This window comes from Chthonomonas sp., assembly GCA_016788425.1.
GTDB lineage: Bacteria > Armatimonadota > Fimbriimonadia > Fimbriimonadales > Fimbriimonadaceae > JAEURQ01.
In genome coordinates this window covers 980,070-991,421 of the sequence record JAEURQ010000002.1, presented here as the reverse complement: position 1 = coordinate 991,421, position 11,352 = coordinate 980,070, and the positions used below count along the sequence as shown (strand labels likewise).

Sequence of the window (11,352 nt, the reverse complement as noted above, 5' to 3'; positions counted from 1 at the left end):
CGCGAACGCACTACCGAGTGCGGCGACGAAAAGCGAAGTTGTGAGGGCTCGTTTCATAGATCTCCACGTGGTCAGCCGAAGCTAGACCTTACGCTAACATTATGAATGATGGCGACCCGGTTTCTCAAACTTTTGAAGGCGCGTTTATTGCTCCATTAACAATTTCTCCCATAATTGCTAGGAAACCTGGTAATTGTTCGGGCCCCTATAAGAACTTGTTGGAACGCCGGCATTTGCCTGTATAATTGCGGAGCAGGGCACAACGCCTTGGGAGAAATCATGAGTCTGCTGGAATCCTTAAAGTCCCTCGTCACCCCCGAATTGCTGGCGCGCGCCAGTGAGTTTCTTGGCGAAGGTGAGGCGAACCTGAGCAAGGGCCTCTCGGTCGGCCTGCCCGCCGCGGTCCTGCAGGCCGGGTCGCATGCGCCGGATTCGCCGGCGCTCACCAACGCATTTGATATCTTGGGCAAGATTCCCACCGAAGACCCCGTGCGGGCGGCCCAAGGACAGGACGCGGGCACGTTCTTGCCGGACTTCCTCAAGAGCATTCTCGGTGACAAGGCCGACGCGATGAGTAAGGTCCTCGGCGAAGTCAGCGGCGTGAAGGGCGCGGCATCGGGCGGCCTCATCGCCCTCATCGGCGGCCTCTTGATGAATTTCTTGGGCGGCAAAATGAAGACCGACGGCCTCAACCCGGCCGGTTTAGTGGATATGGTCGGCAAGGAAAAGGGCGCATTGCTATCCGCTCTCCCGGCCGGATTGGCGGGCATGTTCGGCGGCGGCGCCGATGCCATGCCGAAGATAGGGACGGCCACTGCCGTGGCCGCAGGTTCGCCGGTCATGGCGACGACGAGTGGTCTTTCGGAGACGCGTAGCAACACGCGTTGGGTGGCTCCGGCTTTGCTGGCCATTTTCGCGATCGGCGGATTCTTGCTTTTCCAAAGTTGCCAAAAGTCGCGCGCCGAAGGCGGCGGCCACGGGGAAGAAACTTCTACCGCTTCGCATGAAGCCAACCCCAACGAAAAGATTGCCATGGAGGCTCGCGAGATCAAAAAGCCCACCGACAAGCAGGGTCCGCCTAGTGGCCAACCCGCGGGCGATATGAGTCCGGCGATGGCTCAGCCGATTGAGGGGCAGCCCGGCATGGTCAACCTCTCGTTGCCTGGCGGAATGACCATCACCGCCTCGGACAGCGGGATCGAAACGAGCCTGGTGAACTTCATCATGGACTCGACGAAGCCCGTGGACAAGACCACTTGGTTCAACTTTGATCGCCTTACGTTTGACACCGGCAAGGCGACGCTCAAGCCCGAATCGGACGCACAACTCAAGAATATGGTGGCGATTCTCAAGGCGTTCCCGAACGTCAGCCTCAAGATCGGTGGTTACACCGACAACGTTGGTGACCCCGCGATGAATCTCAAACTGTCGGGCGAACGCGCCAAGAACGTGATGATGAAGATCGTCACCATGGGCGTGGCCGCCGACCGGCTTGACGCTGAAGGCTACGGCGAGCAGCATCCGGAAGCGTCAAACGATACCGAAGAAGGCCGAGCGCAAAATCGTCGCATCGCGGCTCGCGTCAGCGCGAAATAGTGGGTATACTTCCGGGTTCGTAAAGGTTCGTAATCTATGAAGTCTGGCATCCATCCCGCAAATCACCCGGTCCTGTTCGTCGACGGCGAGCACGAGTGGACTGGTCTGAGCACCATGAAGTCGTCGGAAACCCGCGCGGTGGATGGCGTGGAGCACTTTGTTATCCGCGTCGACATCAGCGCCTTTACTCACCCGCTTTACACCGGTCAAAAGAAGATCGTGGACAGCGCGGGCCGCGTCGAAAAGTTTATGCGACGCTACGCCAACCAAGGCAAGAAGTAAGGCTTCCGGGTCTCACCAACAAGCGATGGTCAAGGGTTCTGCCCTTGACCATCTTGCTTTACTCGTCCCGCTGTAGCTCGGTTCCGTAGGGATCGGCGAGATCGTAGTACTCGTTGCGGCCCAGCGCCACCCCATCCCAGTCGATCGTATAGCTGTTGGGTGGGCGCAGTTCCATCGCCTTCGCCACGAGCTGGCCTCGCACGCGGGCGCGGGTATCGGCAGGCCCTTCGGACATGGCGTTCACGATGTCCGTTTCGGTGGTGAGCCGCTCGCGGTGGGGCAATGCGTAGTAGAGCGACTGCTGCGGATCGATGTTGTGGTACTCCATATCCAGCGAGTGGCATATGTCGTCCTTCCAGGTGAGGTTCTCGCTCTCGGTGAAGTCGCGAATCATCGTGTACTTGGCCACCCAATCGAGCTTGTGACCCAGGCTTAGCGGGTCGCGATCCAGATCGTCGAGCGTCTGCGCCCATTCGCGCAGAACCCAGTCGGTTTCGTCGGTTTCACCGCGATACTCCTGGTCGGCGAGTTCCAAAAAGCGTCGCTGAATATCGCTCGGCTTGAGGTTGGGTCCGCCGAGTTTGGTGTCGAGCCCGAGGTTGCGACTGACTTGCCGCAAACCCAAAATCGGGTTGTTCATAATCATCCCTTGATCGGTCAAGAAACCTTCTTCGCTGAGGCGAAGCACCAGCGCCGTGGTGCCGACCCTGAGCGCGTAGGCATACTCGCTTTGGTTGGCCTCGCCGAACAAAATGTGCAGCCGCTTAAACTCGTCGTGATCGTAAAAGTGCTCCCACTTGGGATTGATCATCGCGCGGTTGAAGCGCACGCGACTGGCCGCAACCTTGAGAATGTGGTCGGCGCGCTGACTGATCTGAAAGTCAACCGTCTCGTCCGGGTCCACCTGGTACACGTTGCTCACCCAAATGTAGTCCACCGGGTTCTGCATCACCTCGTCAAAGGTGGGGCGACGGTTGCCATCGCTGAGCACGTGTCCGCCGACCCGCCCCACACCGGCGAATATCTGTCGCGTCACCAAAAAGGGAAGGATGAACTCCAGGCGGTGCGCAAAGAACTCGTCGTCCACGTGGGCCAGATAATTCTCGTGGCAGCCGAACGTGTGCCCGCCGAAGTGGTCCACCGAATTGTTGTAGAAGGCCACCTCGTCGCCGAGCCCGCTTTCGGCGAGCGCGCGCAAAACCAGGCGTTGTCCGGCGCGGTCGTTTGCGATGAGGTCGCGCAGGCCGAGACACTCGGCGGTGGCGTATTCCAGGTGAGAGCCGACGTTATCAATATAGAGCCGCGCCCCGTTGCGCAAAAACCCGCCCGAGCGGGCGGGTTCAAAGACTTCGTCGCGGGCGTGCAGGTCGAGCGCGCCGATTTTCAAATCGTAGAACGCCGCGTTTTTCACCGTCTCCACCGCCTCGGCGGGTTTCATGAGGTCAGGATCGCGAACCAGGCAACCAAACTCAGTTTCCACGCCCATGATTCTTTGCGGCAAACTCGGCATATGCCCCATTCTACGCCTGAGATTTAACGCCACGCCAACAATTGGTGGTGTAACCTAGTGAGCGTGGCTAACCTCTCCCGTCGTGGACTTTTAGGTGCTGGGCTTGCGGGCCTCACCGCCGCCGTCTCCTCGCAAGCGCCGTTCAATGTTGAGAATCCTGTCGTGCGGCTCAAGCGACGACCCAAGAACATTATCTTTGTCGTGTTCGATGGCATGGGCGTTCAATGTCCAACCATCGCGCATCACTTTCAACAGATGATGGGGAAGGCGGGTGGCGACTGGCAGTGGCTCATGGACTTGCCTGAGACGAAACTGGCCCTGCAAGACACGCGATCGCTCAACTGCGTGGTCACCGACTCCTCGGCCGCGGCGAGCACCTGGGGGTCGGGCCGACGAATCTTCAACGGGATGACGAATATGTATCCCGACGGCACCAAACTGCGCACGCTGGTGCAACTGATGCATGCCAAGCGGGTGAAGTGCGGACTGGTTACGACGACCACGATTACCCACGCCACGCCCACCGGATTCGCGCTCAACTGTATAGACCGTGATCTGCAGCCGCTCATGGCGGAGATGTATCCCGAGTCGGGCGTTGACGTCGTGATGGGGGGCGGAAACAACTACATCGCGGCGGACCTGCGCAGCGACAAGAAGGATGCTTACGAAGGCTACCGACGCGCCGGATTCCAGATCGTCCGAACCCGCGATGAAATGCGCGCGCTGCGCACCGGCAAGGTGCTCGGCGTGTTCGCCGACAGCCACCTGCCATACACGATTGATCGCCGCAACGACGCCAAGTTGCGCTCCAATGTCCCGACCCTCGCCGAGTTGACCACCAAAGCAATTGAGCTATTGGACGGCGGCCCGAACGGATTTCTGCTCCAAGTCGAAGCCGGCCGCGTGGACCACGCGAATCATGGCAACGACTGCGTGGGCATGCTGTACGACCAAATTGAGGGCGAAGCCGCATTGCGGGCCGCCGTTGAGTTTGCCATGCGCGACGGAGACACCCTCGTCATTGCCACCGCCGACCACGCGTGCGGCGGGGTGGCTCTGAATGGTGCGGGGAGCGAGTACGAGGATGCGAATACAGGCCTGCTCAAACTGAAAGACGCCAAGGGCTCGGCAAGCAGCATCAGTGCGTGGGCAGCCGCCGGGGCCAAACTTGGCAAGCTCAAAGCCGCCGACATTCAAGACAAGGTGGAAGACGTGCTGAAGGTTCAGCTCACCGAAGAGGAGGCGCTCTACGTGAAGGACGCCGCTTACGAAAAGACGAAGGATGCGCTCCCGATTTTCCGGCGCGGACTGAGTGATGTGCTCGGCGTGGTGTTAGCGAACCACTATAAGATCGGCTTTACCAGCGGCAACCACACCAACGATGCCGTGCCCGTGCTCGCCTGGGGGCCGGGGAGCGAGAACATCCACGGCTTGATCAAGAACACATGGTTCAACACGTTTATTCTCGCCACCAAGGATATTCAGCACAAGAACCCGCTGATGACCTACGCCGAGGCGCGTGAGCACTACGACAAAATGAAGAAGGCGATTGACCCCGATTGGTACGAAATGTACGCCGCGCACGAAGAGTGCGCTTGTCACGGGTAGTCAACCACCTTGCGGGCGCTACTTACTTGTGCAGAGTGACCTTGCCGGTATCAAGATCGTAGACGCCGCTCACGATCTTGACCTCGCCCTTGTGCGCCATCTCGGTGAGCAAGGGCGACTTGGCGAGCAGGTCCTTGACGGTATGGTCCGCGTTGACACTGATCGCCTCATCCAGCAGGGAAGAGGTCTGGTGCTCGGCGGCCTCGGTTACGCTCGGCATCAGGAACTCGATCAGCGCCGGGATGCTGGACTTGACCGCTTCGGGCGAGCCAGATTCGCCGTGATTGGCGTGGGCCGCCACGAAGGTATCGCATGCCGCCTTCACCGCGCCGCAGCGCTCGTGGCCCAAAACCAAGATCACCTTCGAGCCCAGGTGCTCGGCAGCGTATTCCAGGCTCGCGATCCCAAATGTGTCCGCCACGTTACCGGCCACGCGCACGACGAAAAGGTCGCCGAAACCTTGGTCGAAGATCAGCTCGGGCGACAGCCGCGAATCCGCACAGGTGAGGATGCTCGCAAACGGCGCCTGCTTTTTGGCGACGTGCTCGCGAGTGGCCTTGGTGCGGTTGGGACCCTTGGCCGTCGACTTGATGAAGCGCGAATTGCCTTCGATCAGCTTGGCCAGGCCCTCGGTGCCTTCGGTTTCACCCGGCTTGTAGACACGGATGTAAGACGACGAATTCGTTTTGGTGCTCGCCGGTTTGGCGGGCGCATGACCATGGGTGTCCATGGCCAGCATTGCAAATGCAGTAATCATATTTAGCCTTGCTCTCGCGCGAATTTTCGGCTGGTTGTGCGCGGTTGCCGAGGGCTAAGTCGCAAGGCTCAAGTAGATCGCAAGGTTTAGATTTCGGGGCGACGCCACTGAATTTGGCGCGTTGGTAGAAGCTGCTCGTCGCGGCGCACGGGTAGGTTGCTTTGGCTCGCGAGGTCCTGAATCCGGCGCTCGGCTTCCAGGCGGAACTCCTCAAACTGCGTCTCCATGTCCCGGCGAAGCTCGTCCATATCGTCCAGCAGTCGCAAGATAATCTCCACGCCGGCGAGGTTCACGCCCATGCTCTGGGTCAGGCGTTGAATGCGTTGCACGCGGCGAATATCGGCTTCGCTATAGAGGCGGTTTTTGGAGCCGACTCGCGACGGCACCACGAGCCCGATCCGCTCGTATTGCCGCAGGGTCTGCGGATGGACTTGGCACAGCTGGGCGGCGACGCCGATCATGTAGACCGGCTGCCCGTCATCGGGCATGTTCCACCTCCAGCGCGGCCAGCTTCCTCAGCAATTCGCGCTGCTCGGCGGTCAAAGTCTTGGGCATCGCCAGCTTGATCTTCACCATGAGGTTGCTGCGACCGCCCTTGAGCTTGGCCATGCCCTGCTCGGCGAGCCGGAACGTTTGGCCCGACTGCGAAAGTTCGGGAATGCGCATCGAAACCTTGCCACGCAGAGTCGGCACAGAAATTTCTCCGCCCAAGGCGGCGGTCGTAAACGGAACCTCAACCTCGGTTTGGAGGTCTTCGCCGACCCGCTTAAACTGGTTGTGCGGAAGCTCGCGAATGACCACGTAGAGGTCGCCCGCCTTGCCGGTCGTGCCGACACCACCGCGCCCGGGCACGCGCAGTTTCTTGCCGTCCGAGATGCCCGCAGGGATCGTCACTTCCACCTTTTTGGTGGTTTTGGAAACCGCGGTGCCGCGGCACGAAGGACATTTTTCGAAGTTTGTTTTGCCGGTGCCATCGCACTCGGGGCAGGTGGCCGCGCCACCAAACAGCCCGCCACTGACGCGGCCCGTGCCGCGACAGCCGGGGCAATCGTGGGCCGCGCGCATGCGCACTTGGCCGGTGCCGCTGCAGCTTTTGCAGGCGTCGTCCACTTGGTAAGTCAGGGTCCGCTTGGTACCCTTGTCGAGCTCTTCCAGCGTCATGTCCACGGGTTGCACGACATCGCGCGGAGGCACCGAGGCTTGGCGTCGGCCCGCCTCGCGAGTGCTGCCAAAGTTCTGAAACATTGCGCCGAAGATGTCTTCCAATCCGCCGCCGCCGAAGTTCATGCCGTCGCCAAAATCTCCGCCGCCGGCCTGCACCTTGTCCCAGTTGTCGCCGTATTGGTCGTAGAGCTTGCGCTTCTCGGGATCGCTCAGCACTTCGTGCGCGTTGTTGATCTCCTTAAACTTGGCCTCAGCGGCCTTGTCGTTAGGGTTCAGGTCGGGGTGATACTTGCGCGCGAGGCGACGGAACGCAGCCTTAATCGCCTTGTCGTCGGCCTTGCGATCTAGTTCCAGAACACGATAGAAATCTTGCGCCATGTGCGTATGGAGCACTCAACTCCATGAGTCTAAGACGCTCAAGTGCCAGAATTGGTTCCAGGGATTCGGCGTGCGGTACCCTTAAGGGGAATGTTGGACCGATACGAACCGTCGAATTTTGAGGCTAAGTGGCGCGAGGAATGGCGAAAAGCCGACCTATTCCGCACGCGCGAGGATGCCGGGCGACCCAAGTTCTACGGCCTCGACTTCTTCCCGTATCCCAGCGGTGCCGGTCTGAGCGTTGGGCATTGCCGCAACTACATTCCCACCGACGTGCTGTGCCGCATGAAGTTCATGCAGGGCTACAACGTGCTGCACCCGATGGGTTTCGACGCGTTCGGGTTGCCTGCCGAAAACGAGGCGATCAAGCGCAAGTCGCACCCCGCGCCCATGATCGATCGCTACGCCGCGCGCTACCGCGAGCAGATGGATCTCGTTGGCGTGGGCTACGACTGGAGTCGCGAGTTCAAAAGCTGCGAGCCGAGCTACTACAAGTGGACACAATGGATTTTCGGCGAACTCTACAAAAAGGGCCTCGCGTACCGGTCGAATGCACCGGTGAACTGGTGCCCCAAGGATAAGACCGCGCTCGCGAACGAGGAAGTGGTCGGCGGGCTGTGCGAGCGCTGTGGCACTCCGGTTGAAAAGAAGCTCATTCCGCAGTGGTACTTCCGCATCACCGAATACGCGCAGCGCCTGATTGATGACCTGGATGATCTCGACTGGCCCGAAGGAATCAAGAACCAGCAGCGCAACTGGATCGGGCGCAGCGAAGGCGTGGAGTTTGCCATGAAGGTGGCCGAGACGGCGGGCGCGGGCAACATCATTGACTTTGACTCGGGCACCGAGCACGAGGAACTGCGCTTTAGCGTCTTCACCACCCGCATCGACACGATTTTCGGCATGAGCTTTTGCGTACTCGCGCCGGAACACCCGGTCGTGGACAAGCTGCTGCCCCAAATGACCGAGGACCAAAAGCGTCAAGTGGACGGGTACCGGGTGCGCACTCGCGAAATGAGCGATATTGCGCGCCAAAGCGAAGACCGCGAGAAGACCGGCGTCTTCATCGGGTTTCACGCGCTGAACCCCGCGAATGGCATGGCGGTGCCGATCTACATCGCGGACTACGTGCTGCTCGGTTACGGCACCGGCGCGATCATGGCGGTGCCCGGCCACGATCAGCGTGACTTCGATTTCGCCAAGAGGTTTGGGTTGCCGATCCTGCCCGTCATCGCGCCGCATGCCGAGGCCCAAGCCGAGATTGACGCCGCCCACGCTCGGGGTCAGGCGTTCGAAGCGAAGGACGGAGTGCTCATCAACAGCGGCGAGTTCACCGGGCTCAGCGTGACCGACGCGCAGGAGCAACTTGGCGAGTGGATCGAAGCGCACGACATCGGCGAGCGCAAAGTCAACTACAAATTGCGCGACTGGCTGATCAGTCGACAGCGCTATTGGGGCTGCCCGATTCCGATTATTCACGCCGTGGATGGCGAGGAGCAGCTCGTGCCGATGGGCGATCTGCCGGTCGAACTGCCCGACGTGGAGAACTATGAGCCGAGCGGCGATGGGAGTTCGCCACTGGCGCAGATCAGCGACTTTGTCAACGTGACCGATCGCGATGGCCGCTTGGGTCGCCGCGAGACGGATACGATGGGCGGTTTCGCCTGTAGCTCGTGGTACTTCCTGCGCTTCTGCGATCCGCACAACGAGGGCGCGGCGTGGGATCCGGCGAAGGCCAACTACTGGATGCCGGTGGACTGCTACGTCGGCGGCGCGGAGCACGCCGTGATGCACCTCCTGTACGCCCGCTTCTGGACCAAGGTGCTGTTTGATCTCGGGCTGGTGAGCTGCAAAGAGCCGTTCCGTCGCCTGATGAATCAGGGCCAGGTGCTGGGCAACACGCCGTACCGCGCGCCCCAAGCCGATGAGCGTTTGGATGTCGGCGAAGATGGGATTTTGATTTCGTACGAAGAGGCGGCCGAACTGCCGGAGAGCGACGTGACCTGGAAATTTGTTCGCATGAGCAAGTCGAAGGGCAACGTGGTGACGCCGGACGAGGCGGTCGAGCAGTACGGCGCGGACGCGCTGCGCATCTACGAGTTGTTCGTCGCCCCGTTCGACGCCGACGTGATGTGGTCGAATGAGGGCATGCAGGGGGCCGTCCGGTTCCTTTCGCGGGTGATGCGGTTTGTGACGGAGATTCAGCCCACCTACAATGCCGAGTGGGCCAAGTCCATCGTCGCCTCACCGGAGAACGAAAAGCTGCGCCGGGCCACGCACCAACTCTGCCGCAAGGTCACGCAAGACGTGGATCGGTTTGCGTTCAACACTGCGATCGCGGCGATGATGACGTTCCTCAATACTTGCGGCGACCTGCGCAAGGAAGGCGTGAGCGACCCGCTCGCCTGGAGCGAAGCCGCCGAAACTCTGACCCTGTTGCTCGCGCCGTTCGCGCCGCACACCGCCGACGAAGTGTGGGAATCGCTCGGGTACGAAGGCTTTACGTACCTGGCCGAATGGCCCAAGTTTGACGAGGCGCTGGCCGCCGACAACACCGTGACGATCGCGGTTCAGGTGAACGGCAAGCTCCGCGAAACCTTTGAGGCGCCGGCTATCGCGACCAAGGACGAGCTCGAAGCCATTGCGCGCGACCTGCCCAAGGTGCGAACGTTTACGGAAGGTCTGACCGTCCGCAAGGTGGTGGTCGTGCCGGGCAAGTTGGTGAACATTGTTGCGAACTAAGTGGGCTCTGGGCTTGGTCGTGCTGGCCATCGCGGGTTGCAATAAGGCGCCGGAAAACCCCGACGCCACACCCAACTACCGCACGATTGAGGAGTACAACGCGGGGCTAGCCGAGGCAAAAGACCTCAGCGGGGCGATCCTCGATCGCTACGATCGGGAAGGCGAGAACCCGAACGAAGCCGAAAAGAAGAATCTCAAAAAGGCGCTGCGACTCTTTAAGGGCGTGGTGGCCTACGAGCCCACACAATACGCTCCGGCGATGCTGGCGGGGAAGGTGGCGGTGGCGCTTGAGGAGTTTAGCGAGGCCGAGTACTACTTTGAGCAGGCGCTAGCCAACATTTTCGAGCCGATTCCGGCGCAGGACGTGCGCTTTGCGGCGGAACTCCATGCTCAGATCGCGAACCTGGCGGTGCTGAAAAACGACTTTACTCGGGCCGACTTCGCCTCGCAGCAAGCGCTCAAGTTGATGCCGAAAAACCCCGATTACATGGCGACCCGGGCGAGCGCACTGGTGCAGATGAAGCGCACATCCGAAGCCAAGGAGCTCTTGGTTGCCGCGATCCGCATCGATCGGGACAATCGCCGGGCGAACCAGCTGCTCACGCTGTTGAACCTGGAAGAGGTTGAGCGAGGCATGAAAAAGGCGGGGCTATGAGCGGCGAGACCCCTTTTCGGCGGGTGAGGACGATGGGGCTCAAGGCGTCTGACGCCATCCAATTGCTCGCGGTGGTGCTGGCGGTGGATGAGCCGGACACCGAGAATTGCGAGAGCCGCGCCCGCGAACTGCTGAAAGGTCGTCAGCTGTTTTGGCTGCAAGATTTGTCCCGGGCTGACTTTGCCGAGACCACATCGCTCGACGATTTTGAGGTGTTCCGGATTCAGTGCGCGCTCGAATTGGGCCGACGCATCGGGTTCTCAGCCGCGAACCATGTTCGCGAGGAAGTGAGCGGTCCCGAGTCGGCGTACGAGCATTTTAAGGATTTGGCCGGACATCCGAGCGAGCATTTCTGCGCGCTGTATCTGGATAGCAAGGGCGGCGTCATCAGCCGCAAAACGATCCACATCGGCACGCTCAACATGAGCCTCGTGGGCGTTCGCGAGGTGTACCGCGAGGCGGTCCGCGAAAGTGCATGCACGGTTATCGTGGCGCACAATCACCCGAGCGGCGACCCCACGCCAAGCCCCGAGGATATCGAAGTGACCCGCCTCTTGCTTGAGGCAGGTCGGTTGCTCGATATCGAGCTCCGCGACCACATCATCGTGGGTCGCGGCAAGTGGGTGAGCCTTCGCCGCGAGCGGATGCTGTAAGTTGTGC

General features: G+C 60.7%; 10 protein-coding genes. 6 read left to right on the top strand and 4 right to left on the bottom strand.

The features are described from left to right. Window positions 1-279: 279 nt before the first annotated feature. Window positions 280-1,596, top strand: a complete 1,317-nt coding sequence (locus JNJ45_06785) for an OmpA family protein (protein ID MBL8048372.1) — start codon at window positions 280-282, stop codon at window positions 1,594-1,596. A gap of 36 nt (window positions 1,597-1,632) precedes the next feature. Then, the gene (gene rpmE, locus JNJ45_06780) at window positions 1,633-1,878 is read left to right on the top strand and encodes a 50S ribosomal protein L31 (GenBank protein MBL8048371.1); all 246 of its coding nucleotides are present in this window, start codon (window positions 1,633-1,635) and stop codon (window positions 1,876-1,878) included. Between the two features lie 58 nt (window positions 1,879-1,936). Here rpmE and JNJ45_06775 read toward each other — a convergent pair whose 3' ends face one another. Next, window positions 1,937-3,388 carry a proteasome accessory factor PafA2 family protein gene (locus JNJ45_06775; GenBank protein MBL8048370.1) on the bottom strand — a complete coding sequence of 484 codons (1,452 nt, stop codon included), beginning with the start codon at window positions 3,386-3,388 and terminating at the stop codon, window positions 1,937-1,939. Between the two features lie 63 nt (window positions 3,389-3,451). Here JNJ45_06775 and JNJ45_06770 point away from each other — a divergent pair, with 63 nt between their 5' ends. Further along, window positions 3,452-4,996 (top strand): alkaline phosphatase, encoded by a 1,545-nt coding sequence (locus JNJ45_06770; GenBank protein MBL8048369.1) that lies wholly within the window; start codon window positions 3,452-3,454, stop codon window positions 4,994-4,996. Between the two features lie 22 nt (window positions 4,997-5,018). Here JNJ45_06770 and JNJ45_06765 read toward each other — a convergent pair whose 3' ends face one another. From JNJ45_06765 to JNJ45_06755, 3 genes are all read right to left on the bottom strand, one after another. After that, window positions 5,019-5,753, bottom strand: a complete 735-nt coding sequence (locus tag JNJ45_06765; GenBank protein ID MBL8048368.1) for a carbonic anhydrase — start codon at window positions 5,751-5,753, stop codon at window positions 5,019-5,021. Between the two features lie 86 nt (window positions 5,754-5,839). Further along, window positions 5,840-6,241: a MerR family transcriptional regulator gene (locus tag JNJ45_06760; GenBank protein ID MBL8048367.1), complete on the bottom strand. Its 402-nt coding sequence runs from the start codon at window positions 6,239-6,241 to the stop codon at window positions 5,840-5,842. Then, window positions 6,231-7,310 carry a J domain-containing protein gene (locus JNJ45_06755; GenBank protein MBL8048366.1) on the bottom strand — a complete coding sequence of 360 codons (1,080 nt, stop codon included), beginning with the start codon at window positions 7,308-7,310 and terminating at the stop codon, window positions 6,231-6,233. Before JNJ45_06755 ends, JNJ45_06760 begins: the two co-directional genes overlap by 11 nt. Window positions 7,311-7,385: 75 nt before the next feature. Between JNJ45_06755 and JNJ45_06750 the strand changes: the two genes are divergently transcribed. From JNJ45_06750 to radC, 3 genes are read left to right on the top strand one after another with little or no spacing between them, the layout of a single operon-like run. Further along, window positions 7,386-10,037, top strand: coding sequence for a leucine--tRNA ligase (locus JNJ45_06750; GenBank protein ID MBL8048365.1), 2,652 nt, complete (start codon window positions 7,386-7,388; stop codon window positions 10,035-10,037). Continuing rightward, window positions 10,027-10,692: a tetratricopeptide repeat protein gene (locus tag JNJ45_06745; protein ID MBL8048364.1), complete on the top strand. Its 666-nt coding sequence runs from the start codon at window positions 10,027-10,029 to the stop codon at window positions 10,690-10,692. The genes JNJ45_06750 and JNJ45_06745 overlap by 11 nt, the downstream gene beginning before the upstream one ends. Continuing rightward, on the top strand, window positions 10,689-11,345 hold the full coding sequence (gene radC / locus JNJ45_06740) for a DNA repair protein RadC (protein MBL8048363.1): 657 nt from the start codon (window positions 10,689-10,691) through the stop codon (window positions 11,343-11,345). The genes JNJ45_06745 and radC overlap by 4 nt, the downstream gene beginning before the upstream one ends. Window positions 11,346-11,352: the final 7 nt, after the last annotated feature.

Bases quoted from the DNA above. Each gene is read 5' to 3' on its own strand.
- rpmE (MBL8048371.1), top strand. From the start codon at position 1,633: ATGAAGTCTGGCATCCATCCCGCAAATCACCCGGTCCTGTTCGTCGAC.
- JNJ45_06785 (MBL8048372.1), top strand. From the start codon at position 280: ATGAGTCTGCTGGAATCCTTAAAGTCCCTCGTCACCCCCGAATTGCTG.
- radC (MBL8048363.1), top strand. From the start codon at position 10,689: ATGAGCGGCGAGACCCCTTTTCGGCGGGTGAGGACGATGGGGCTCAAG.
- JNJ45_06765 (MBL8048368.1), bottom strand. From the start codon at position 5,753: ATGATTACTGCATTTGCAATGCTGGCCATGGACACCCATGGTCATGCG.
- JNJ45_06750 (MBL8048365.1), top strand. From the start codon at position 7,386: ATGTTGGACCGATACGAACCGTCGAATTTTGAGGCTAAGTGGCGCGAG.
- JNJ45_06775 (MBL8048370.1), bottom strand. From the start codon at position 3,388: ATGCCGAGTTTGCCGCAAAGAATCATGGGCGTGGAAACTGAGTTTGGT.
- JNJ45_06760 (MBL8048367.1), bottom strand. From the start codon at position 6,241: ATGCCCGATGACGGGCAGCCGGTCTACATGATCGGCGTCGCCGCCCAG.